Consider the following 23,830-nt stretch of genomic DNA (forward strand, 5'->3'; position numbering starts at 1 on the left):
TGGGAGGACCACATGACCATCACGCCGTTCAGCTTTACCACCGTGTCCGAAATTCACGTGCAATGGGAGGGCAGCGCGCAGTTGGGTGATTTGCTGGCCGAACGCTTTGACGCGCGCAACTTGTTGCTGGTCACGGATCGCGGCTTGATCGAGGCCGGGTTGATCGCGCCGGTTCAGGCCGCACTGACGCAGGCAGGCTTTGTCGTGACGCTGTTTGACGATGTGGTCGCCGACCCGCCCGAGGCCATCGTGCGCGCCTGCGCCGAGATGGCGCGGTCTGAGAAAATCGATATTGTTCTGGGGCTTGGCGGCGGATCTTCCCTTGATATTGCCAAGCTGGTGGCGGTGATGATCGGTTTGGATCAGGACCTTTCGACGATGTATGGCATCGGCAATGTGAGCGGCGCGCGGGTACCGCTGGCGCTGGTGCCCACCACCGCTGGCACCGGATCGGAAGTCACCAATATCTCGATTATCACCACCGGAGAGACCACCAAAATGGGGATCGTCTCGCGCCAGCTTTACGCCGATTTCGTGCTGCTCGACGCCAGCCTGACGGTCGGGCTGCCCCAAGTCCACACTGCTGCGACGGGCATTGACGCGATGGTCCACGCGATTGAAGCCTATACCTCGAAGCACAAGAAAAACCCGCTCTCGGACGCGCTGGCGCGCGAGGCGCTGCGACTGCTGGGGGCCAACCTGATCGCGGCCTGTCAGGACGGCACCAACCGCGATGCGCGCGAGGCGATGTTGCTGGGGGCCACGCTGGCCGGACAGGCGTTTTCCAACGCCCCCGTCGCCGCCGTTCATGCGCTGGCCTATCCGCTGGGCGGGCATTATCACCTGCCCCACGGGCTGACCAATGCGCTGATGCTGGGCCCGGTCCTGCGCTATAACGCCACCGCCGCCGCGTCGCTATATGGCGAGTTGGCCGATGTGATGGGGGTCGCGGGCAGCGGCGATGCGCAAGCGCGCTCGGACGCCTTCGTGGCCCATATGGACTCGCTGATGAATGCCAGCGGCGCGCCGCGTCGCCTGCGCGATGTCGGCGTGACCGATAACAGCCTGTCGATGCTGGCGCGCGATGCGATGAAGCAAACGCGCCTGCTGATGAACAACCCCGTCGAGGTGACCGAGGACGACGCGCTATCGCTTTACCGTGAGGCGTTCTGAGGCGCTTGACCTTGGCGCGCTGCGGTGCAGGTTATGCGCCAAGACTTAGTAGCAGGAGACCAAAATGAGCCACGCTGACCTTGACCCGAAATCCCTTGAAAAATTGGCGCAGGTCGCCGTGCATGTCGGGCTGAACCTGCAACCGGGTCAGGAACTGGTGCTGACCGCGCCCGCCGCCGCCCTGCCCCTCGTGCGCAAGATCGCCGCCGAGGCCTATCGCGCCGGTGCAAGCCTTGTGACCCCGATCCTGAGCGATGAGGAAGTTACGCTGGCGCGCTACGCCCATGCCAATGATGCCAGCTTTGACACCGCGCCGGGCTGGCTGTTTGAGGGCATGGCCAAGGCCTATGCAGGCAACGCCGCGCGCATGGCTATTGTGGGCGATGATCCGATGATGCTGGCCGACCAAGACCCTGAGAAAGCGGCGCGCGCGGGCAAGGCCAATTCGATAGCCTATAAACCGGCACTCGAAAAGATCTCGAACTTTGAAATCAACTGGTCGATTGTCAGCTTCCCGACCGCCGCTTGGGCCGCGCGGGTGTTCCCCGATCTGCCCCAAGACGAGGCCGTGGGCAAACTGGCCGCGGCGATCTTTGCCGCCTCGCGCGTCGATCAGCCCGATCCGGTCGCTGCGTGGGAGGCCCATAACGGCGAGCTGCGCAAACGCTCAAGCTGGCTCAATTCGGAACGCTTTTCGGCACTGCATTTCACCGGTCCGGGCACCGATCTGACGGTCGGGTTGGCGGATGATCACGAATGGCATGGCGGTGCATCCGAGGCCAAGAACGGCGTGACCTGCAACCCCAATATCCCGACGGAAGAGGTGTTCACCACGCCCCATGCCGCGCGTGTCGATGGCGTGGTGCGCGCCTCAAAACCGCTCTCGCATCAAGGCAGCCTGATCGAGAATATCGAGATGCGGTTTGAGGGCGGGCGCGCGGTCGAGGCGCGGGCCAGCCGGGGCCAGGAAGTGCTGCAAAAACTGATCGCCACCGATGAGGGCGCCTGCCGTCTGGGCGAGGTCGCGCTGGTGCCGCACGGCTCGCCGATCTCGCAATCGGGACTGCTGTTTTACAACACGCTGTATGATGAAAACGCCGCCTGCCATATCGCGATGGGGCAGTGCTATTCGAAATGCTTCCTCAATGGCGGCGACCTAAGCAGTGACGAGATCGCAGCCAAAGGCGGCAATTCCAGCCTGATCCATGTCGATTGGATGATCGGCGGGGCGGAAACGGATGTTGATGGCATCCGCGCCGATGGCTCGCGCGTAGCAGTTTTCCGCAAGGGCGAATGGGCGCAGTAACGCGCCCTTACCCCTTGGCGGGAAACACGAAACAGCGGTCGCGGCGCAGCATCAGCCACATCACCGTGCCGGGTTTGGGCAGGAACACATTGGGGACCGAGGCTTTGAGAATTTGCCCGGTCTCCATGCGAAACTCGACCAAGCTTTCGCGACCCAGATAGCGCGCGCGCTTGACCGTGGCGCGCGCCGGGGTTCCGTCTTGCGCGGTCGGGTTGGGACCACGCCCGGCGCGGTCGAAATCAATCTTAAGGTGCTGCGGGCGGATCACGATGTCGATGCCGGTGCCATCGCTATGCCCCGGCGCAAGGAAATCCCCAAACGGCGTCGGGGCCAACGCGCCCTGCACCCGGCTTTCGATGACGTTGATATCAGAGAAAAACGCCGCCGCCCGACGATCCACCGGCGCGTTATACAGGTTATAGGGCGCGCCACGCTGCACGATTTTGCCCGCCCGCATCAGCAGAATTTCATCGGCCATGCGCATCGCCTCATGCGGCTCATGCGTGACCAGCAACACCGCTGTGCCCTCGTCTTTCAACAGCGCCAAGGTCTCGTCGCGGATATCGTCACGCAGGCGCTCATCCAGCCCCGAAAACGGCTCATCCATCAGCAAAATCCGCGGGCGGGGGGCGAGCGCGCGGGCCAGCGCCACCCGCTGTTGCTCCCCGCCCGACAGCGCATGGGGATAGCTGTCGCGATGGCGCGCCATATGCACCCGCTCCAGCAAGTCACCGACGCGCGCGGCCTTGTCTGCACTGCTGCCAGACAGCCCGAAGGCAACATTCTGCGCCACCGAGAGATGGGGAAACAGCGCGAAATCCTGAAACATCAAGCCGATCTCGCGCCGCTCGGGGGGCACGCGAAACACCGTGTCGCAGATCAGTGCACCGTTGACGAAAATCTCACCGCTATCTTGCATATCCACGCCCGCGATCATGCGCAAAGTCGTGGATTTTCCGCAGCCCGACGGCCCCAGCAGACAGGTCACCTGACCTTGCGGGATTGCGAAAGAGATATCATCGACCACCGCGCGCCCGTCAAAGCGGCGCATCAGCGAACGCACTTCAAGGCGGGGAGGCATGTTGGCGGGCGGCATTGCTATCCCTACTAAATAACTCGGAATTTATCGAAATAGCAGCGCCGCCCCGCCTACGCAAGCGCGCCTAGATCGAGATGTAGTTTTGCCCACCATCCAGCATGATGTTCTGCCCCACGATAAACCCCGCCTTTTGCGAACACAGGAAGGCGCACATCGCGCCAAAATCGCCCGCGTCGCCATAGCGCCCCGCCGGGATCGTCGCGACCCGCTTGGCGCGCGCCTCCTCGGGGGAAATCCCTTCAGCCTTAGACACGCCGCCATCCAGCGAGGTCGCGCGGTCGGTATCGTGGATGCCCGGCAGCATGTTGTTGATGATCACGCCCTTCGGGGCGACCTGACGCGACGTGCCCGCCACGAACCCCGTCAGCCCCGAGCGCGCAGCATTGGACAGACCCAACACGCCAATCGGTGCGCGCACGGATTGCGAGGTGATATTGACCACCCGGCCCCAGCCACGCTCCATCATCCCCGGCATCAACGCCTGCATCATCGCAATCGGGGCCAGCATATTGGCATCCAGCGCAGCGATGAAATCGTCACGATCCCAATCGCTCCACATCCCCGGAGGCGGCCCGCCTGCGTTATTCACCAGAATATCAACCTCACCCGCTGCCGCCAGAACCTTGACGCGCCCCTCGGGCGTGGTGATATCAGCGGCGACGGGCGTGACGCTCACGCCATATTTCGCAGCGATCTCGGCGGCTGTCGCCTCAAGCGCCTCGGCCCCGCGCGCATTGAGCACCAGATCAACGCCCGCCTCGGCCAGCGCCTCGGCGCAGCCCCGTCCCAAGCCTTTTGATCCCGCACAAACCACTGCGCGTTTGCCCTTAATCCCCAAATCCATCCGATCCTCCTGATGCTGTCGCAGCCCCGCTGCCCTTGGCGCAGAGTTAACGCGCAACGCCAGAGAGGCAAGAGGTTGATCTTCTTGTGCTCCGCGCGGCAATGCGCTTGACCCCGTGGGGCGCGGGCAGGTAATCGGACATGAGGTCGCACACCATGCGCCCTAACGGAGGCCCCCTTGTCGCAGATCAGCCAAAGCGTTCATGTCTTTGACGCCCATGATTTCTGGGTGACCTCGGGCGCTAATCAGGGCGATGCGCTTGACATTGCCGAGCTGTGCGAGCCGGGCGATATCTACCAGCTGGAACGCGAGGCCACGCCGCTGCTTTTGGCCGTGGGCTGGGATGCGGCTGGCGAGCAGATCGTGACGCAGGGATCTCAGATCGGCGCACCGGGCGATACGATCAGCCTGCTGGCGCGCCATGTGATGATGGCCCCCGATGGCGATAGCGTGGATATTTTGCTGATCCGCCACGATGCCAGCGACACGAATTTCGCGCTGCCGCTGTCGCCGATTGCGCCGCGTCAGGAATACACGTTGATCGAGGCCTCGGCCGATCCGGGCGAGGCGCGGCTGGCCGATCTGGTCTGTGTGGCCTTCACGACGGGCACGATGATTACGCTGGCGGGGGGCGCGCAAAAACCCATCGAACAGCTCAAGGCCGGGGACCGGGTGCTCACGCGCGACAGCGGCCCCCAGCCCGTAGCGCTGGTCGCCAAAGCGCGGATGCGGGCGCTCGGGTCCTTTGCGCCGGTGGTGATTTCTGCCGGAATTCTGGGCAATGAGGGCGATCTCGTTGTGTCGCCCCATCACCGGCTGTTTCTGTACCGGCGCGGCGCGCAAAAGCTGGGCGAGACCTCGGAACTACTGGTGCAGGCCAAGCATCTGGTGGATGACGAAAACGTCTGGCGGCGCGAGGGCGGCTATGTCGATTATTACGCGCTGGTCTTTGCCCGTCACGAAATCATCTATGCCGAGGGCATCCCCGCCGAAAGCCTGATGGTCAGCGAGGCCACACTGTCGGTTCTGCCCGAGGAACTACGCGCCGAGATTTCCGCCCGCCTGCCCGACCTCAAACACCGCCCCCATTTCGGCACCGAGGCCACACGCGACCTGCTGGATCAGCTTGGCCGCGACAAGATCTTCCGCAAGCGCGAGGAGTGAGGGAGCGCGAGAGGCTGCGGGCGGGTTTGGTGCGGGGGATGGCGGCTTTGAGTCCTGACTCACCTATGCTGCGTGATGCATCAATGGCGGCAAAGTGCAGTAAATCAGCATTGGTTTTGGCCACCAAGAATATGTTGATAGGAGTATTGCCTGATGGGCAGTTCGGACATAGCGTGAGAAAAAATTTCCGGGCCGATTTTAGGAAACTGTTTTTCGTGGAGTATTTCAATGTCCTATCGTTCTCTCGGTTTTTCTGCCGACCCATTTAGCAACAAGGCACTTCAGGCTGATGAAGAAGGTGAAAAACTGGTCGTCGACAGAGAAGCAGAAGTCAAAAAATTGGTTCGACGTGTGCAAGAGAGTGACAAAGTCCCAACTCTTGAAGGCCCAAATGGTGTTGGAAAAACAAGCATTATTAACATCGCTCTACACAGGTTGCTCATGCAATCACAGCGCGACGAGAACGAACCGATGTTCATTCCTTGCAGATGCTCGTTCCAGATAAACAAAGAAAAAGGCGCAGAAGAATTTCTTGACGAGTTCTACCTGCAAGTTGCTCTCACCTTGGTCGAAAGCGCGAACATGCTGCGACCACCACCAGGCTACACAAAAGCGCCCATTGAGACTTCAATCAAGAACTACATTCAGTCGCCGATAATCCGAAACTACACTGGGTCGATTTTAGGTAATGGGTTGGGATATGGCGGTACCCCGAATAGCGGTAAAGGCTGGGAGCGGGTCGGCTTTAGGGCGGCAATTGATGGTTGGTTGAAGTTGTTGTTTCCGAAGAGTGAGGCAGGAGGGGTTGTATGCGTCATCGATAATCTTGAGATACTTCAATCCTCTGCAAAGGCGAAGGAAACAATTGAGGCATTGAGAGATACCGCATTCACCGTCGCTGGAGTTAAGTGGATACTGTGCGGTTCTTCTGGCGTTGTTCGTGGCGTCGCTTCCTCGACACGTCTGGCGGGATGGCTCCATAAGCCGATAAACATTGGGGAATTGCGCGAAGAGGTCGGCGGCGAAGTCTATGAGAAAAGAGTCGAAACGTTCAGGAAAAACGAGCAGGCAACATTGCCTTTGACACGAGACAACTTCATCACCCTGTTCGATATGTTCAAAGGAAATTCTCGATTTGCCCTAGATGAGGCGGGAGCGTTTTGTACTTGGATTTTTGATGAAGTCGATGATCTTTCCAAGATTCCAGATGACTCGTTTGAACGCTGGTTGCGCGAGGAACTGGAAACTAACTACGATGAGATTTTTGTGTTCTTCAGGGATAGGGACGAAGAGGCATTTAAGGGGATTTGCCAGCAAGAAATCTTTGTTCCGAATGACTGTTCGGAACTGGGCTTTGACGATGTTGCAGAGTTTACTGCAATACTGGATAGATTTCAGAACTACGGGCTCGTGACGCCAACTTTAGACCAAAATACGCCTGAAGACACGGTTTACGAAATATCGCCCAAGTCACTAAAGCTTCAGTACTTCATAGATTCACAAGCAGATCGAGAATGATCTCCCTTAAATACTTAAGCGCTTAATCCCGAAGGTTTCGGCTCCGTATTGGCACTGACTAGCCAAGGGTTGTGTCGCGATCTCACCGTCCCAGATGATGCTTTTCTGCGGGGGCGATAAACGCGCAAGGCGGACCTTGATTTTCATTTTACGAAAGGCAGCTTCGTCCCGCACTACCGCCACTCATTGCTGCAATCCCTCGCCTTGATGGATGCGCTCGCACAATCACCTCCCCCCATTGCCCGATTGCAAGGCGCGCGTGGGCAGGATAAACGCGGGGCCATGACAAATCGCCCTGCCTTGCCCCCCGAAATCGCCCGCCGCCGGACCTTTGCGATCATCTCGCATCCCGATGCCGGCAAGACGACGCTGACTGAAAAGTTCCTGCTGTTTGGCGGGGCCATTCAGATGGCCGGTCAGGTGCGCGCCAAGGGCGAGGCGCGGCGCACGCGCTCGGATTTCATGAAGATGGAGCAGGATCGCGGGATTTCGGTGTCGGCCTCGGCGATGAGCTTTGAGTATCGCGAGTTTCGCTACAATCTGGTGGACACGCCCGGTCACAGCGATTTCTCGGAAGATACCTATCGCACGCTGACGGCGGTGGACGCCGCGATCATGGTGATCGACGGGGCCAAGGGCGTGGAATCCCAGACCCGCAAACTGTTCGAGGTTTGCCGGCTGCGCGATCTGCCGATCTTGACCTTTTGCAACAAAATGGACCGCGAAAGCCGCGACACCTTCGAGATTATTGACGAAATTCAAGAAAACCTCGCGATTGACGTCGCCCCGGCAAGTTGGCCCATCGGGGTCGGCCGCGACTTTATCGGTGCCTATGATCTGATCCATGACCGGCTGGACATCATGGACCGCGCCGATCGCAACAAGGTGGCTGAAACTGTCGCGATTTCGGGGCTGGATGATCCGAAACTGGAAGAGCATGTCCCCGCCGATCTGCTGGAGAAACTGCGCGAAGAGGTCGAAATGGCGCGCGAATTGCTACCCGCCTTTGACCGCCAGTCCTTTCTTGAAGGGCATATGACGCCGATCTGGTTTGGCTCGGCGATCAACAGTTTCGGCGTCAAGGAACTGATGGACGGAATCGGCGAATACGGCCCCGAACCGCTGGTGCAAAAAGCGACCGAGCGCGACGTCGCCCCCGAAGAGAAAAAAGTCACCGGCTTTGTGTTCAAGGTGCAGGCCAATATGGACCCGAAGCACCGCGACCGCGTGGCCTTTGTGCGCCTTGTGTCGGGGCATTTTCAGCGTGGCATGAAACTGACCCACGTGCGCACCAAAAAGCCGATGTCGGTGTCAAACCCCGTGCTGTTTCTGGCCGCCGACCGCGAACTGGCGGAAGAGGCTTGGGGCGGTGACATCATGGGCATCCCGAACCACGGCCAGTTGCGCATTGGCGATGCGCTGACCGAGGGCGAGGTGCTCCATTTCACCGGCATCCCAAGCTTTGCGCCCGAATTGCTGCAATCGGTGCGCGCGACCGACCCGATGAAAGGCAAGCATCTGGAAAAGGCGCTGATGCAATTCGCCGAGGAAGGCGCGGCCAAGGTCTTCAAGCCCGCGATTGGGTCTGGCTTTATCGTCGGCGTCGTGGGCGCTTTGCAATTTGAGGTGCTCGCCAGCCGGATCGAGCTGGAATACGGCATCCCCGTGCGCTTTGAGGCCAGCCAGTTCACCTCGGCGCGCTGGGTGCAGGGCGACAAGGCGGCAGTGGAAAAACTGGTGAATGCGAACAAGCAACATATCAGCTACGATCACGACGGCGACGTGGTGTTCCTCACCCGCCTGCAATGGGATATCGACCGCGTGGCGCGGGATTACGAGGGCGTCACCCTATCGGCCACGAAGGAGATGATGCAGTGACCCCCCTGCCCCTCGAACTCGTATCCGTGCTGTGCAACGCCGCCAATGCGCCCGAAGATGTGCATTCGGTTGAGGCGCTGGTGGCGCTGTGGCTGGCCGACAATCGCGATGAACCCGAGGGCGAGGATTTCCCGTGGTCGGTGCTGTGCGTGTTTGAGCTGCGCGAATACCCCGATGTGCTTTGGGCGTTCATCCGTCAGGCCCTCGCGGGATCTGAGACGATCTGGCAGGTGGTGATGCTGTCGGCCGGTCCGCTAGAGGATTTGATCACCGATCACGGCGCGGATTTCATCGACAAGATCGAACGCGAGGCCCGCCACTCCGCGCGTTTTGCCTATGCGCTGACCGGCGTCTGGCCCGCGGATGAGGCCGATCCCGCCCTTTGGGCGCGCATCGAGACGGCACGCGCGGGGGCTATGCCCACGGGGCTCGATATGGGCGGGCCGCTGCCTGCGCGCTAACCCCTACCCGAACAGGATCAGGTGCGAGCGCGCAATCGCCCAGACCACCGCCAGCCCGAACAGCGCAAAGCCGATCATCGACCAGACCACTTGGCGCGCGATCAGCCTCGGCAGCTTGTCCTGAAGGCTTGGGATGTTTGCGAAGGGCTGTAACAGCCCCGCCCCCAGCCCCATCGCCGTGGCGAAAAACAGTGGCGCATAAAGGACATAGCCGAAATAGCCATATTCCGGTTTGAGGATACAAAACGGGCAATGGTGGTTCGGATCCTCGTAAATATACAGCGAGATCGTGGCGACAATCGCGGTCAGCCCCGCCACAAACAACGCCCCCGAGGCCAGTGCGTAAATCCAATAACCACGCCTCCGCAACGTCGCATAGGCCCCCGACGCGGCCACAATCAGCGCGATCCCGACCAGCCAGACCAGCGCTGCCCCCTCACCGACCGAGGCCATGTGATTGGCCAGACCGGGATTGTTGGGCGTGAACAGCTTGGTGCAGCAGGATGTGATCACATCGGTATGCAGGTTCAGGAAATAGGCCAGCTCGGTCGCGCCATCGGCCAGGATCAGCGGCGCAATCGCCAGAAGGGCTGCGTATTTCACCTTTGTCAGCGGGAAATCCCGCCCCATCCGGTCTGCATGATCCAAAATCAGCCACAGGGTCGCGGCGAAAAACACCCCGATCTTGAGGTACAGCGCGGGAAAGCCGTAAGCGTTCACATTCAGCGTGCCCACCGCACACATCGCCCCCACGAACAACGAGGCCATCCGGTCGGCGTTGAACACGAACAGCAGCAGCGCCGCGAGTTCCGCCAACATCACCGCGCCAAACAGGGTCGAGACCAGCTCGGTCATGCGCTCGAGCCGCAGCTGCGCGCGGCTCATATTGGCCATATCCCAGCGCGCCAGCACGCGGATCGCGAACGCCCCGCTCCAGATCGCGACCAGCGCCGCGAGTCCCGCCACCATCAGCAGTGCAAGGATCGGGGGCTGAAAGATCATACGGCCCCCTCGGTGATCGCACCCTCACCCGTCGCGCCCTCAACGATGCGCCCGTCGCGCAGGGTGACGATGCGGTCCACACCCTCGGCCTCCCAGATACGCGGGTCGTGACTGGTGAGGATCACGGTGCGTCCGGCTGCGCGTTCTTCCGCCAAAATCGCGAGGAATTTCTCGGCCAAAGCCGTGTCGAGATTGGCGGTCGGCTCATCGGCAATCAGGATCGGCGGGTCATTGATCAAAGCGCGTGCGATCGCCGTGCGCTGTGCCTCGCCGCCTGACAGGTGCTCAATCGGCATGGCGGCCTTATCGGCCAGCCCCAACGCCTCAAGCCGCGCCATCGCGCGGTCCCGCGTCTGGCCGTAATCCGCGCCAAGTGGCACGGTGGGCAGCATCACATTTTCCAGCGCCGTTAATCCACGCACAAGGTTAAAGCGTTGAAACACAAAGCCGAATGTGGTGCGGCGCAGCTCGGTCAGGAACCGTTCGGGCAGGCCCGACACGATCTCGCCATCAATACTGACCCGCCCCGAGGTCGGGCGCGCCATGCAGGCAAGGATCGACAACAGCGTGGTCTTGCCCGAGCCGGATGGCCCGCGCAACACGCTCATCGCGCCGCGCGCCAGTGTTAGGTCGATCTCGTGCAGGGCCGCGAATTCGTTGGGGCGGCCTTCGTTATACAGTTTGGTAACCGCGTTCAGAGTAATCATCTTACCGCTCCTATCGCATGACCGCGTCGGGATCACCCGAGGCAGTGCGCCAAACCGGCACCACGGTCGCGGCCATATACGGCACGACCGTCAGCAGCCCCAGCGTCATCAGTTGCACCCCGTCGATATGGGGCGTCAGCGCGAAGTCGGGATAAATCACCGCCCAGCCGCGCAGCACAGGCGCAAACAGCGCGCCATCGAACAGGAAAACATGCGCAAACCCCGCGACCGTGCCGATCAGAAAAGCGCCAAGCGAGACCAGCCCGCCCTCCCACATCTTCATCGCGATCACGTCGCGCGTGTCCCAACCCACGGCTTTCAGAATACCGATCTCGCGCGCCTCTTCCGCCGACAGGCCCGAGGCCTTTTCCGCCGCGAAAATTGCAAACGCCAACAGCCCCGCGCCCGCCAACACGACAAGCAACCCCTCGCGCCAGTCAAACAGCTTTTGATAGGTCCGCTCGATATCGGCGCGGGTCACAAAACGCATTTGCGGCAAGGCGTTAGAGGCTTTGGTGACGATGGTCGCGACCTCGTTCTGGTTGCGAACCGTGGCGACGACATCGGTATACAGCCCCTCGGGAATGTCGAAAAACGCGCGGAAATCTTGCGGGTTCATCAGCACCAGATCCGCCGTCATCAGCGCCGAGTCACGCGTGAAGGTGCGATCCACGTCAAAGCGTTTCAGATCGCCCTCGTAGCGCGACAGGAACAGCGGCGCGCCCTCCCACGCCAGCCCGCGCGCGCGCGGCACACCCTCGCCCACCGCGACATGGCCGACGGCGGGAATAAGCGCGGGATCATCGGGCACCATCACGGTGTAATTCGCGCCGTCAATGCGGTCATAATAATACCCCCAAAGCCGCCCCTTGGCCGAGGTCACACCGCGAAACCCGGCAATCGTGTCCACCACATCGCCGGGGATCAGATCCTGCCGCCCCATGATCAGCTTTTGCACCACGATTTCAGGTGCATTGCGCAGCACTTGCGTTGTTTCATGGCGCAAGGCGGCGGCGAAAAACATCGCCGAGGATAACGCGAACACCACCAGCGAAAAGATCGCAACCAGCGCGATATTCTTGCCCTTGCGGCGCGACAAAGCGGCCAGCGTATAATCGGCCAGCGCACGCTGGCGTCGAGCCCAGATCATCATTGGCCGCGCTCCTTGGGTTGAAAAATCAGCCAGCCTTCGCCGGGCAGCCGGGGCACGGGCATGATCGAGCCCGAGGGGAAGTGGTCAAATGCCATCGGATGGTCCTGAAACGGGGTGTTGAGATCGGCCAGCGAGGGGTGGCGGGTGTAGCGCGCCTCGGTGAACAGCGCGGGGTCGGTGAGACCGAGATCGGCGACCAAACCGGCCTCGTGATCAAGGCGCGCACGGGTCGCGGGGCCTGCGAAGGCGACGAAATACAGCTCGAACAGCAGCGCCGCCGCAAGGACGCCAAAGCCGATAAAAACCGGGCCAGAGCGGCGGCGCGGCGGTTTCATATCGCCCCGCCCTCATCCAGCACCACCAGCATATCGGGCGTCACATCGCCAAAGCGGATCTCTTTCTTGCCCTTATGATCCTTGATGAAATCATCGGCATCCGCGCGGTTCATCAGCGGAATCAACTCATGCCCCATCGGACCCAACACATCCGATCCCAGCACATAAATCGCGTCATGCGCGTCGATCAGCTTGAGCCCGTAATATTCCGTCACGCCCATGCCCACGATCTGATCGGCTGTGCGTCCGCGCGCGTATTTCTCCATGTCTTGCAGATATTTAAAGAAATCCTTGGGACCGTCGAAATGATCGGCATGGCCATCGGAAAATAGCACCGTGGTGACCCATTCGGGATATTTCGCCACGAACATTCCACAGACCGGGCAGGTATCTTGCGGACCGGGCGGGGGCAAGTCGACCAGCGGGGCGTCGGCGCGCGCGGGCACAACGCCCAGCCCCAAGGCCGCAGTGATCGCGGCGAACTGGCCCAGAACAACGCGGCGCGAGGGGCGCGTTTCATCGCAGGAGTGACACATCAGATGTCCTTTCAGCAGGAGAAGCTTTCGCGCCCGGCGCGATACCGGGCGCGCATCAGGGCTTATTGACCGGCGCGTGCGCGCCGTTCGGCACGGCGTTTGCGAATGCGGATCGTATCCTGCGCCATACCGTTATAAGCATCCACCAGCGCGGTATCGAAATCGACCAGCTTGGCGTCGGGGCCAGAAGCGGCCTCAGCCTGCGCCTTGTCGGCATAGGCGTATTTCGACACGGCCGTCATCGTGCCGGGACGGGCGGGGTCGATTGCATAGGTCATCGCGGCGCTATCGGCCAGCGGCTTAACCTTGTCCGCAGCCCCGGCATCGCCTGCATAGATCATCTTCGGCACACGATCGAGGTTCAGCGCCAAACTGATCGCCGCGCAATGCAGCGAGCAAGTGCCGTCGACCGCGTCGTCCTCATAGACGATCAGGTGGCGGGTCTGGCTGAACATTTTGCGCATCATGCCGCAATAAGGACAGCGGGGATATTTCTCGAACTCGTTGGTCAGCGGGTCGGTATCGGTTTTGAGAAACCGGGCCAGCCCGTTCTCATCGGTCCAAGCCATCGGCGATTGCGGCATGGTTGCTTCTGCACTCGCGCTTTGGGTGGCGGCCAGCAGCATTCCGGTCGAGGTGGTAATCAGAAAGTCACGACGTTTCATGGTATTATCCTGTGATCTTAGGGCGCGCACGGCGATAGGCCGGCGACACGCAAATGTTGAAAAAGTGCAAGAGTCGCGCGGGCCTGATCGCAGCGTTTTCACGCGCGCAGAGGGCCGTCGCGAAGGGATCGCGTCACAGGATTGGGGGCGCGCGGATCGGACGAAGGGTGCGCGCAAGCAGGATCCGCGCCGGGGGTGCGGGCAAAACCACCCGCGCGGGCGCAATCAATTGCGCTTGAAAGATGGGCATCGCCATCGCCGCAGGCGCATCAAAGCCGCATACGCTGGCGCTGGTGCAGACCGAACACTGGCTGCTTTCATGACTCGGTTGCGCAGGCGCGTTGGGCACCGTGCGCCCGTCGGGCGTCATCAGAACGACGCCCTCGCCCGTGCAAATCTGCAAAAGGCCAAGGCGCGCTCCGGCAGGGGGATTGCCGATCTCGGCGGCAGCCGCCGCCCCGATGTGATCGGCGTAAAACAACACCTGCACACACATCGCAAACAGCGCGAACACATGCATCCAAAGCGCGCGCCGCAAATGTGCGAACCGCCCGCGCGTCGCGCGACCGGTCAAAGCGCCGTCAAGCGGTGCTTTGAACATATATGCGGCTGTTCTTCTCTCTCCCATGGCTCAAGTGATAGGAGCGATTCCCAGCGCAATCAAGCGTTTGTGAGCAGTTATGAGCGCGACATACTCAACAATGCGCATGCCAGATTGGCTTTCGACTAAACACCTCCGCATGCGAGAATATTGGGCATGATGCCGCCTAAAGTAGCGGATACAAAGAATTTTCAACAAGCCACTCGCGCCTGCGCTCCGCAGGATTGACGCCACCTATCAAAAAATCTCACCGCTTGATCAAATCTCTGCAATACTGCGTGAATATCCCGAACAGGAGACCTGATCCATGGCTGCCAAGACCCGTCTAAACACCCCCTCGCGCCGCGCTTTTTTGCAATCAAGCCTTGCCGGGGCCGCCTTGCTTGGCGCGCTGCCCGCACGTGGCTGGGCGCAAGACGCCAAGCCGCTGAAAGTGGCGGGCATCTACACCGTCCCGGTCGAGCAACAATGGGTCAGCCGCATCCACCTTGCCGCATTGGCCGCCCAGGATCGTGGCGATGTCAGCTACACCTATTCCGAAAACACCGCCAACACCGACTACCCGCGCGTGATGCGGGAATATGCCGAGGGCGGGTATGACCTGATCGTGGGCGAGATTTTCGGTGTCGAGCAAGAGGCCCGTGAGGTCGCCGCCGACTACCCCGACGTGGCCTTCCTGCTGGGCTCGTCGTTCAAACCCGACGCGGAAATCGGTAACCTTTCGGTCTTTGATAACTACATTCAAGACGCCTCATATCTCTCTGGTATCATCGCCGGATCAATGTCGAAATCGGGCAATATCGGCATGGTCGGCGGCTTTCCCATCCCCGAGGTGAACCGCCTGATGCATGCCTTCATGGCGGGCGCGCGCGAGATGAACCCCGATATCACCTTTCAGGTCGCCTTCATCGGGTCGTGGTTCGATCCGCCCAAGGCCAAGGAAACCGCCTACGCGATGATCGAGAACGGCGCGGATATGCTATATGCGGAACGCTTTGGCGTGTCCGATGCCGCCAAGGAAAAGGGCGTGCTGGCGATTGGAAATGTCATCGACACCCAGACCGATTATCCCGATACGGTCGTGGCCTCGGCGCTTTGGCATTTTGAGCCGACCTTGGATCACGCCATCGAACAGATCCGCGCGGGCAGCTTTATCGCCGCCGATTATGGCATGTTTTCCTTCATGAAAGAGGGCGGTTGCTCGCTGGCCCCGTTCGGCACGTTCGAGGGCAAGATCCCGCAAGAAGCGCTCGATAAGGTCAACGCGCAAACCGCGGCGATCAAGGATGGCTCGTTCGTTGTGGAGATCAACGACGCTGAACCCAAGTCCTCCTGAGCATGAGTGCGCGCGATCAGGCGCAGCCACCCGTGCTGCGCCTAAGCAATATCACGAAACGCTTTGGGGCATTATGCGCCAATGACGATGTCAGCTTTTCGCTGGCAAAGGGCGAGGTGATCGCGCTGCTGGGGGAAAACGGCGCGGGCAAAACCACGCTGATGAACATCCTCTTTGGCCAATATAGCGCGGATGCGGGCGAGGTTGAGGTGTTTGGCCAACGCCTTGCGCCGGGCAATCCGCGCGCGGCGCTCGATGCGGGCGTCGGGATGGTGCATCAGCATTTCACGCTCGCAGGCAATCTGACGGTCTGGGAAAATATCGTGCTGGGAACGCAGGCGCTTTCGGCCCCGCGCCTGCGCGCTCGCGCGGTTAAGGCCCGCATTGCGGATCTGTCCAAGCGCTTTCATCTCCCCGTCGATCCCGATGCCAAGGTCGGGCAGCTTTCGGTGGGCGAACGCCAGCGTGTCGAGATCCTCAAAGCGCTTTATCGCGATGCGCGCATCCTGATCCTTGACGAACCAACCGCCGTTCTGACGCCGCAGGAAAGCGACGCGCTGTTTGCCACCCTGCGCGAGGCGATCGGGCTGGGGCTGTCGGTCGTGTTCATCTCGCATAAGCTGCATGAGGTGATGGCGATTTCGCATCGCGTTCTGGTGCTACGTCATGGTCGCCTTGTGGCCGAGCGCGCGACCGCTGACACTTCGCGTGAGGAGTTGGCCGCGCTGATGGTGGGTGGCGCGGTTTCAAGCCCCAAGATCGCCCCGATGCCCCCCGGCCCCGCACTGATGCGGCTAAGCGACGTGTCCAGCAAGGGCGAGGGCCACGCGCCGGGGCTGCAATCGGTCACGCTAACCCTGCATGGCGGTCAGATCACCGGGTTGGCGGGCGTGTCGGGCAATGGTCAGGGCGCGCTGTCGGATCTGATTTCGGGACTGGCGATGCCCAGCGCGGGTCAGTTGGAAATCGCGGGTGATGCGATCACCAATTGGTCACCGCGCCGCGCCCTTGCCCGTGGCATCGGGCGCATTCCCGAGGACCGCCACCACACCGGCACAATCGCGGATTTTGATCTGACCGAGAATGCCGTTCTCGAAACCTATACCCGCGATTTCGCCCGCCATGGCTGGCTGGACTGGGCGGCTGCGCGCGCCCATGCCGAGGCGCTGATTGCGACCTATGACGTGCGCTGCCCCGGTCCCGATACTGCCATTCGTCTGCTCTCGGGCGGCAATATGCAAAAGCTGATCCTGGGGCGCGTGCTGGAAACAAAACCGCGCATCATTCTGGCCAATCAACCGGTGCGCGGCCTTGATATCGGTGCGCTCAACTATGTGCATGCCCGCCTAGCCGAAGCACGCGAACAGGGCGCGGCGGTGTTGCTGATCTCCGAGGATCTCGATGAGATCATAACGCTATCGGATGTTATCCATGTGATCTCGCAAGGCCGCCTCAGTCCCGCTTTCGCGCGCGGCACGATGGCCCCCGAGGCGCTGGGGCGGTGGATGGCGGGCGATGGATTTGCCGAGGTGGCCCATGCGTCTTGAACCCATCGCCAATCCCGGACTCGCACGCCGCCTTGCGCCGCCTGCGCTCGCGATTGCGGGCAGTTTTCTGGTGGCGAGCCTGCTCGCGCTGATCGCGGGGGGCAACCCTTTCGCGGTGTTTGGCGCGATCCTCAAGGGCGCGGCTGGCAGCAAATTCGCGCTGCTGGAAACGCTCAACCGCGCGACACCGCTGATTTTTACGGGCCTCGCCGTGGCCGTCGCCTTTCGCGCCAAGCTGTGGAATATCGGCGCCGAGGCGCAGCTTTATGCGGGTGCTGTGGTGACGGTGATGCTGGGCACCGGGGCGCTGCCGTGGCCCAGCCTGCCGCTGCTGGTGGTGATCGGTGTCGCGGCGATGCTGGCGGGCGCGCTACTGCTGTTGATCCCGGCGCTGCTCAAAACCCGCTTTGGCGTCGATGAGGTCGTCACCACGCTCCTGTTCAACTTCATCTTTTTGCTGTTCGTGTCCTACCTGCTGGAAGGCCCGCTGAAAGACCCGATGGGCATGGGCTGGCCGAAATCGGCGCGTCTGATCCCCGAGGCCCGCCTGCCCCGCATCATCGACGGCTTGCGGCTGCATTGGGGCTTTGTGCTGGCGCTGATCTCGGCGCTTGTGCTGTGGGTGATCAACACCCGCACCACGCTGGGATTTGAGATGCGCGCGGTGGGCCAAAACGCCGAGGCTGCGCGTTTTGCGGGCATTCCGGTGACGCGCGTGATCCTGAAAACGGCGCTGCTATCGGGTGGGCTGGCCGCGCTGGCAGGGTTTTCCGAGGTGGCGGGGCTGAAGGGCTCGCTCACGCTCGATCTTAGTCCGGGCTATGGCTACACGGGTATCGTGGTGGCGATGCTGGCGCTGCTGCACCCGCTTGGGGTGGTGGTCGCGGCGCTGTTTGTGGCGGCGATTTTTGTCGGCGCAGATGCGATGAGCCGCGCGCTGGGGGTGCCCAGCTATCTGGCCGATATCATGCTGGCCTCGGCGCTGTTGATGATGGTGCTGGCGATTCTCCTTAGCAAATTCCGCGTGGTGAGGGACTGATGGATCTGATCGACATCCTGACCTCTGCCGCGTTCTGGGCCGCCGCGATCCGCATCGCCTCGCCCCTGATTTTCGCCACGATGGGAGAGCTGATCTGCGAGCGCGCTGGAGTTCTCAACCTTGGCATCGAGGGCATCATGGTCGCGGGCGCCTTCGCGGGCTGGATCGCGGTCTGGGCGGGGCTACCATTATGGGGCGGGGTTGCCGTGGCTTTCGCGGCGGGCATGGCGTTCGGGTTGTTGCACGCAACGCTGTCGGTGCCCTTCGGGCTGTCGCAGCATGTCGTGGGGATCGGGGTGACGCTGCTCGCCACCTCGCTGACCTTTTACACCTATCGCGTGGTTCTCCCCGAGGTGTCCTCGCCGCCCAAGATCGAGGCGTTCCAACCCTTCGAGGTGCCGATCCTGTCGCACATCCCGCTGATCGGTCCGGCATTTTTCGCCCAGACCCCGCTGACTTACGCCGCATTTCTGTTGGTGATCGCGGTGGCGCTGGTTCTGTATCGCACGCCGCTAGGGCTGGCGGTGCGCGCCGCCGGAGAGAACCCGCAGGCGGTCGCGGCACAAGGCCTGTCGGTCACCGCAATCCGCATGGGCGCGGTGATCGTGGGATCGGGCTTCATGGCGGTGGGCGGGGCGTTCCTGACGCTCTCGGCCTTTGACAGCTTCTTTTTCGATATGGTCAACGGACGTGGCTGGATCTGCATCGCCTTGGTGGTGTTTGGCGCGTGGAAGCCGGGCAAGGCACTGCTCGGGGCGGTGCTGTTCGCCGCATTTGATGCGCTACAAATCCGGCTGCAACAAACTCCGATCGGCGCGGTGGTGCCTTATCAGCTATTCCTGATGATGCCCTATATCCTGTCGATCCTCGCGCTGGTGCTGATGTCGCGGCGCGCCGAGGTGCCAGCCGCGCTGATGGTGACATTTAACAAAGGGGAACGATGATGTTCGATCTGCTGGTGAGGGGCGGCACGCTGCCCGATGGGCGCGTGGCTGATATCGCGATCAAGGGCGATCGCATCGCTGAAGTTGCCCCCAACATTACCGCCGGGGCGCGCGAGGTGATCGAGGCTGCGGGCGATCTGGTCACCCCGCCCTTTGTTGATCCGCATTTCCATCTGGACGCCACGCTGAGTTACGGGCTGCCGCGCGTCAACGCCTCGGGCACCTTGCTGGAGGGGATTTCGCTGTGGGGCGAGTTGCGCGATCTGACCACCGTGGATGAGATGGTGCAGCGCGCGCTGCACTATTGCGATTGGGCGGCCTCAATGGGGTTGCTCGCGATCCGCAGCCATGTCGATACCACGCCCGATCACCTCAACACGGTGACCGCGATGCTGGAGGTGCGCGAAAAGGTACGCGATTATATCGACCTGCAACTGGTCGCCTTTCCGCAAGACGGGCTGTATCGCGCCCCCAATGGCCGTGAAAACCTGATCCGCGCGCTGGACATGGGCGTTGAGGTGGTCGGCGGTATCCCCCATTTCGAGCGCTCCATGCAGGCAGGCGCGGACAGCCTGCGCGATCTGTGCGAGATTGCGGCGGATCGCGGCTTGCGCGTCGATATTCACTGCGATGAAACCGATGACCCGATGAGCCGCCATATCGAAACGCTGGCCTATGAAACGCAGCGTCTGGGGCTGCAAGGCCGGGTGGTGGGCAGCCATCTGACCTCGATGCATTCGATGGACAATTACTATGTCTCGAAACTGCTACCCCTGATTGCCGAGGCCGGGATTGCCGCGATCCCCAACCCGCTGATCAATATCATGCTGCAAGGCCGCCATGACAGCTTTCCCAAGCGCCGCGGGCTGACGCGCGTCAAGGAGATGCAGGCGATGGGTATTCCCGTGGGCTGGGGGCAGGATTGCGTGCTGGACCCGTGGTATAGCCTTGGCACGGCGGATATGCTGGATGTGGCGTTCATGGGCCTGCATGTCGCGCAGATGAGCCACCCCGAGGAGATGGCGCGCTGTTTCACGATGGTGACGCAGACCAATGCGCAGATCATCGGCCTGCAAGATTACGGGCTGCACAAGGGGGCGCTGGCCTCGCTGGTGGTGCTGGATGCCAGCACTCCGGTCGAGGCGGTGCGGCTACGTCCGGCGCGTCTGGTGGTAATCGCAAAGGGCAAGGTGATTGCGCGCAGCGCGCGCGGGGATGCGACGCTAAGCCTGCCGGGGCGGCCGCAAACCAGCCATCGCCGCGCGCCCAAACGCTAACGCCCGAACGCGGCCCGCCAGCGCGCGATAAACTGCGCGCGTTTCTGGCGATCCAGCGCCACCAGCAGCACCGGCGAAATCGCGATGGTGTGCAGGGCGCTGGCGGGGGTGGCGCTGTCTTCGGGCTCGCCGTTCAGCAAAAGTCCCGCCGTGCGCAAATCTTCCTGACCGCGCGGCGAGAGCAGAAAATCGAGCAATCGTTGCGCGGCGCTCGCCTGCCCGGCACTTTTGGGAATCATATAGCCGCGCGACAGCATCAGCGTGTAATCCTGCGGCCAGACCACCCCGACATTGGGGTCGCGGCGCGCATTCACATAAGACCCCAACACGTTGTAAGCAATCGCGTATTCTCCTTGCGAGACGCCCTTGATGATTTCGGCAGAACAGCAGGTTGCCACCGCATCGGCGCGGCTGAAGCCCTCCATCAACGCGCCAAAGGTGCTGGCCTCAAGACTGTCCTCAAAGGCGAATAGATAGCCAAGGCCCGAGGCCTCGATCTCATAGGTCGCGATCTTGCCTTGATAGCGTCCCTCGGCGCGCCGCATCAGATCGAGTAGCGCAAACCGGGTATGGGGCACGTCTTGCGGCGGCACGAGATGGGTGTTGTAGATGATCACGGCGGGTTCTTGCGTGACGCCCCAAAGCTGGTCGCGCCAGCGCCGCGCGGCGGGCAAACCCGCGCTGGCGGTCGAGCGATACGACCCCGCGCAACCGCGATTGACCAGATCCACCATCTGATGCACCGCCGAGGACAACACCGCATCGGCGCGGCTTTGACCCGCCTCGCACTCGCGCTGACTGATATCGTAAAGCGCGTTTGATCCCCATTGCTCGTAATCCACCGCGATGCCGGGATTGCGCGCGGTGAAATCCTCCAGTGTCGGGCCAAGCACCGTGATATCGGTGGTCGAGCGCAACACCATGGCAGGCCCGTCCGCAGGCCCAAAACGGGCGCGCGCCTCGGGGCCGTCTTGCTGGGCCATGGCGGGCAAAGCGGCGGCGATCAACGCCGAAACGAGTATCGCAAAACGGGTCATCGTTGCTCCTGTTCGGCAGGCAAAGAAATCACGGCGCGAAAGCCCTGCGCGGTCGCTGCCAGCACCAATTCGCCGCCAAAAGCCTGCGCAACCGCGCGCGCAATCGACAGACCAAGCCCCGCGCTTTGGCCCACCGAGGCGGCGGTTTTCTCAAACCGCTCTCCGATGCGCTCCAGCACTTCGGCACTGGGTCCGGGGCCGGAATCCTCGACCCATAGGCAGGCCCGCGCGCCCTCACGGCTCGCTCCGACACGCACCCGCCCGGCCCCGTGTTTAAGCGCATTGCCCAGCAAATTGCGCAGCGCCTCGGTCAGTGACAGGGTGTCCGCCATCACCATCACCGCCTCATCGCCGATCTCAAGCACCACCTCGCGATTAGGCGCGACCAGCTCATGATCGCGGCTTTCAATGACATCAAGCGCCACATCGCGCAGATCCAGTTCAACACGGCGCGCCGCATCGGTGCGGTGAACGACAAGCGCGCGCGACAGCATCTGATCGAGCAACTCGCCCAAGGACCGGGTACGGCGCTGCAGACGGGTCAGGATCTGCTCGCGCCTTGCGTCATCTTCCTCGGCACTCGCCAGTTCGGCCTGCACCCGCAGCGCGGCGACGGGGGTGCGTAGCTGATGGGCGGTGTCCGAAATCAGGTTGCGCATCGCGGCCACTTGGCGATCGAGACGCGCCATAAAGCGGTTCATCGCCCCCACCATCACCGCCACCTCGGCAGGCACCGCCGCATCCATCGGCGTCAGATCATGCGGGTCGCGTCCGGCGAGCTGATCGGCAATGCGGATCAGCGGGCGCATCGCGCGGTCGATCACCAGCACCGCCAGCGCCAGCAAGGCAATCCCGCCAATCGCAGCGGCAATCAATGCATCGCGCGTCAGCCCCAGCGCCATCTCGGTGCGCGCGCGCAGGGTTTGCCCGACCGTGACCGTGACGGTGCCCGAGAAACTGCGCTCGGCAAAGCGGCGCGCCAGCGTGACAAACCGCGCGTTTTCATCGGCCATTTTTGCGTCGAAAAAGCTGGGGCTGGCGGTTGGCGTGGGGTTTGGCAGCGCGCCGGTCGCCCCGGTCAGAACCGCGCCGCCCGGCCCGCGCACCGAGTAATAAATCCGATCATCGGGCGCGAGGGCCAGCAGTTGAAACGCCGCCACCGGCAGATCCACAACTGGCGCACCATTTTGAATCGAGATCGCCTCGGCAATGTCATTGGCCGCGCCCAAAAGCAGGCGGTCATAGCTTTCGCGCGCCGCCGCCCGCCCATAGGCAAACGCCGCCAGCGCCGCGACTGCGCCGCCCACCAGCAACAGGGCCAAGACGCCGCTGATGACGCGACGCTTCAGCGAGGCGGTCGCGCCCGTAATCGCGCGGCCCTCAACCATCAAGCTGCATCCGGTAGCCAAGCCCGCGATGGGTTTCGATCACCACGCCCGACCCCGTCAGTTTCTTGCGCAACCGCGCGACGTATAGCTCGATCGCGTTGAGACCGACATCGACATCAGCAAAGGAATACAGCCCCTCATACAGCTTTTCCTTACTCATGATCCGCTCGCTATTGCGCATCAGCACGCCCAGCAAAACCGTCTCGCGCCGGGTCAGCGCCAGAGGTTTGTCATCAAGGCGCGCGCTGAGCGTGGCGGGCGTCCAGGTCAGACGCCCCAAGGTGAGATCCTCGCTTTTGGTCTCGGCTCCGCGCCGGATCAGGGCGCGCAAACGTGCCTCTAGCTCGCGGTGATCGAAGGGTTTCACAAGATAGTCATCCGCGCCCAGATCCAGCGCAGACACCCGGTCATCGACGGAAAACAACGCCGTCAGCATCAGCACCGGCATACGTTCACCGCGCGCACGCAGATCGCGCAGCAATTCGGTGCCAAGCCGGTCGGGCAGGTGAATATCAAGCACCATCGCATCATAGCGCGTCACCGCAAGGCAGTCTTCGGCCGTGCCACAATCAGGCGCCACATCGCAGGTCATCCCCGCGCGATGCAGGTGATTGCGCACCGCTTCGGCCATGTCCTGCGCATCTTCGACGATCAGCACGCGCATCGCTTGATCTCTCCTGTTCGGGCGCTCGGGTTTCGCGGCGTTGCTGATGTGACAGGTTGGTGACAGCTTGGCCGGATACCTTTCGTTCTAACTGATCGCGAGGAGGCCGCAAAGAGCGGTGCGATCGGGTGATGCGGATCGGGCCCGCGACAACTG

The 23,830-nt window shown here is 62.0% G+C and carries 23 protein-coding genes; 11 read left to right on the top strand and 12 right to left on the bottom strand.

The window, feature by feature from the left end; genetic code table 11:
- Positions 1-12: 12 nt before the first annotated feature.
- A complete protein-coding gene (locus tag DT23_RS00695; RefSeq protein WP_038127196.1) occupies positions 13-1,173 on the top strand; it encodes an iron-containing alcohol dehydrogenase in 1,161 nt (386 codons plus the stop codon).
- A gap of 64 nt (positions 1,174-1,237) precedes the next feature.
- The gene (locus tag DT23_RS00700) at positions 1,238-2,479 is read left to right on the top strand and encodes an aminopeptidase (RefSeq protein WP_038127199.1); all 1,242 of its coding nucleotides are present in this window, start codon (positions 1,238-1,240) and stop codon (positions 2,477-2,479) included.
- 7 nt (positions 2,480-2,486) lie between these two features.
- Here the strand turns inward: DT23_RS00700 and DT23_RS00705 are convergent, their stop codons facing one another.
- Entirely contained in the window at positions 2,487-3,575 is a 1,089-nt protein-coding gene (locus DT23_RS00705; protein WP_038127202.1) for an ABC transporter ATP-binding protein, read from the bottom strand.
- Positions 3,576-3,642: 67 nt separating this feature from the next.
- Positions 3,643-4,422 carry an SDR family oxidoreductase gene (locus DT23_RS00710; RefSeq protein ID WP_038127204.1) on the bottom strand — a complete coding sequence of 260 codons (780 nt, stop codon included), beginning with the start codon at positions 4,420-4,422 and terminating at the stop codon, positions 3,643-3,645.
- A gap of 177 nt (positions 4,423-4,599) precedes the next feature.
- Here DT23_RS00710 and DT23_RS00715 point away from each other — a divergent pair, with 177 nt between their 5' ends.
- The 4 genes from DT23_RS00715 to DT23_RS00730 all read left to right on the top strand — a co-directional run bounded on the left by DT23_RS00715 (position 4,600) and on the right by DT23_RS00730 (position 9,443).
- The gene (locus DT23_RS00715) at positions 4,600-5,586 is read left to right on the top strand and encodes a Hint domain-containing protein (RefSeq protein WP_038127206.1); all 987 of its coding nucleotides are present in this window, start codon (positions 4,600-4,602) and stop codon (positions 5,584-5,586) included.
- Between the two features lie 228 nt (positions 5,587-5,814).
- Positions 5,815-7,104: a hypothetical protein gene (locus DT23_RS00720; RefSeq protein WP_038127208.1), complete on the top strand. Its 1,290-nt coding sequence runs from the start codon at positions 5,815-5,817 to the stop codon at positions 7,102-7,104.
- Positions 7,105-7,386: 282 nt separating this feature from the next.
- Complete coding sequence (locus DT23_RS00725) at positions 7,387-8,982, top strand: peptide chain release factor 3 (protein WP_038127210.1); 1,596 nt, start codon at positions 7,387-7,389, stop codon at positions 8,980-8,982.
- Entirely contained in the window at positions 8,979-9,443 is a 465-nt protein-coding gene (locus tag DT23_RS00730; protein ID WP_038127212.1) for a DUF6869 domain-containing protein, read from the top strand. Before DT23_RS00725 ends, DT23_RS00730 begins: the two co-directional genes overlap by 4 nt.
- Before the next feature lie 3 nt (positions 9,444-9,446).
- Here DT23_RS00730 and DT23_RS00735 read toward each other — a convergent pair whose 3' ends face one another.
- The 7 genes from DT23_RS00735 to DT23_RS00765 form a co-directional block, all read right to left on the bottom strand.
- Positions 9,447-10,445: a hypothetical protein gene (locus DT23_RS00735; protein WP_038127214.1), complete on the bottom strand. Its 999-nt coding sequence runs from the start codon at positions 10,443-10,445 to the stop codon at positions 9,447-9,449.
- Positions 10,442-11,152, bottom strand: coding sequence for an ABC transporter ATP-binding protein (locus DT23_RS00740; protein ID WP_038127216.1), 711 nt, complete (start codon positions 11,150-11,152; stop codon positions 10,442-10,444). Before DT23_RS00740 ends, DT23_RS00735 begins: the two co-directional genes overlap by 4 nt.
- A gap of 10 nt (positions 11,153-11,162) precedes the next feature.
- Positions 11,163-12,305: an ABC transporter permease gene (locus tag DT23_RS00745; protein WP_038127219.1), complete on the bottom strand. Its 1,143-nt coding sequence runs from the start codon at positions 12,303-12,305 to the stop codon at positions 11,163-11,165.
- Positions 12,302-12,640 (bottom strand): hypothetical protein, encoded by a 339-nt coding sequence (locus tag DT23_RS00750; protein WP_051696946.1) that lies wholly within the window; start codon positions 12,638-12,640, stop codon positions 12,302-12,304. The genes DT23_RS00745 and DT23_RS00750 overlap by 4 nt, the downstream gene beginning before the upstream one ends.
- Positions 12,637-13,176, bottom strand: a complete 540-nt coding sequence (locus tag DT23_RS00755; protein WP_081846866.1) for a nitrous oxide reductase accessory protein NosL — start codon at positions 13,174-13,176, stop codon at positions 12,637-12,639. Before DT23_RS00755 ends, DT23_RS00750 begins: the two co-directional genes overlap by 4 nt.
- Positions 13,177-13,238: 62 nt before the next feature.
- A complete protein-coding gene (locus DT23_RS00760; protein WP_038127222.1) occupies positions 13,239-13,841 on the bottom strand; it encodes a nitrous oxide reductase accessory protein NosL in 603 nt (200 codons plus the stop codon).
- Between the two features lie 133 nt (positions 13,842-13,974).
- Positions 13,975-14,442 carry a hypothetical protein gene (locus DT23_RS00765; RefSeq protein ID WP_038127223.1) on the bottom strand — a complete coding sequence of 156 codons (468 nt, stop codon included), beginning with the start codon at positions 14,440-14,442 and terminating at the stop codon, positions 13,975-13,977.
- A 307-nt stretch (positions 14,443-14,749) separates the two neighbouring features.
- On the opposite strand from DT23_RS00765, the gene DT23_RS00770 reads away from it, so the two are divergent.
- Genes DT23_RS00770 through DT23_RS00790 form a run of 5 tightly spaced genes read left to right on the top strand, consistent with a single transcriptional unit; the run spans position 14,750 to position 20,585 of the window.
- On the top strand, positions 14,750-15,778 hold the full coding sequence (locus tag DT23_RS00770) for a BMP family protein (RefSeq protein ID WP_038127225.1): 1,029 nt from the start codon (positions 14,750-14,752) through the stop codon (positions 15,776-15,778).
- A gap of 2 nt (positions 15,779-15,780) precedes the next feature.
- Complete coding sequence (locus tag DT23_RS00775) at positions 15,781-17,325, top strand: ABC transporter ATP-binding protein (protein WP_038127226.1); 1,545 nt, start codon at positions 15,781-15,783, stop codon at positions 17,323-17,325.
- Complete coding sequence (locus tag DT23_RS00780) at positions 17,315-18,364, top strand: ABC transporter permease (RefSeq protein ID WP_038127227.1); 1,050 nt, start codon at positions 17,315-17,317, stop codon at positions 18,362-18,364. The genes DT23_RS00775 and DT23_RS00780 overlap by 11 nt, the downstream gene beginning before the upstream one ends.
- Positions 18,364-19,308, top strand: a complete 945-nt coding sequence (locus tag DT23_RS00785; protein ID WP_038127228.1) for an ABC transporter permease — start codon at positions 18,364-18,366, stop codon at positions 19,306-19,308. The genes DT23_RS00780 and DT23_RS00785 overlap by 1 nt, the downstream gene beginning before the upstream one ends.
- Positions 19,308-20,585 carry an amidohydrolase family protein gene (locus DT23_RS00790; protein WP_038127230.1) on the top strand — a complete coding sequence of 426 codons (1,278 nt, stop codon included), beginning with the start codon at positions 19,308-19,310 and terminating at the stop codon, positions 20,583-20,585. The genes DT23_RS00785 and DT23_RS00790 overlap by 1 nt, the downstream gene beginning before the upstream one ends.
- Here the strand turns inward: DT23_RS00790 and DT23_RS00795 are convergent.
- Genes DT23_RS00795 through DT23_RS00805 form a run of 3 tightly spaced genes read right to left on the bottom strand, consistent with a single transcriptional unit; the run spans position 20,582 to position 23,674 of the window.
- A complete protein-coding gene (locus DT23_RS00795) occupies positions 20,582-21,622 on the bottom strand; it encodes an ABC transporter substrate-binding protein (RefSeq protein WP_038127231.1) in 1,041 nt (346 codons plus the stop codon). The two genes, DT23_RS00790 and DT23_RS00795, sit on opposite strands and share 4 nt — an antisense overlap.
- Complete coding sequence (locus tag DT23_RS00800) at positions 21,619-23,010, bottom strand: sensor histidine kinase (RefSeq protein WP_038127232.1); 1,392 nt, start codon at positions 23,008-23,010, stop codon at positions 21,619-21,621. The genes DT23_RS00795 and DT23_RS00800 overlap by 4 nt, the downstream gene beginning before the upstream one ends.
- Positions 23,003-23,674, bottom strand: a complete 672-nt coding sequence (locus DT23_RS00805; RefSeq protein ID WP_038127233.1) for a response regulator — start codon at positions 23,672-23,674, stop codon at positions 23,003-23,005. Before DT23_RS00805 ends, DT23_RS00800 begins: the two co-directional genes overlap by 8 nt.
- Positions 23,675-23,830 lie beyond the last annotated feature (156 nt).

Source organism: Thioclava indica (genome assembly GCF_000714545.1).
Classification (GTDB): domain Bacteria; phylum Pseudomonadota; class Alphaproteobacteria; order Rhodobacterales; family Rhodobacteraceae; genus Thioclava; species Thioclava indica.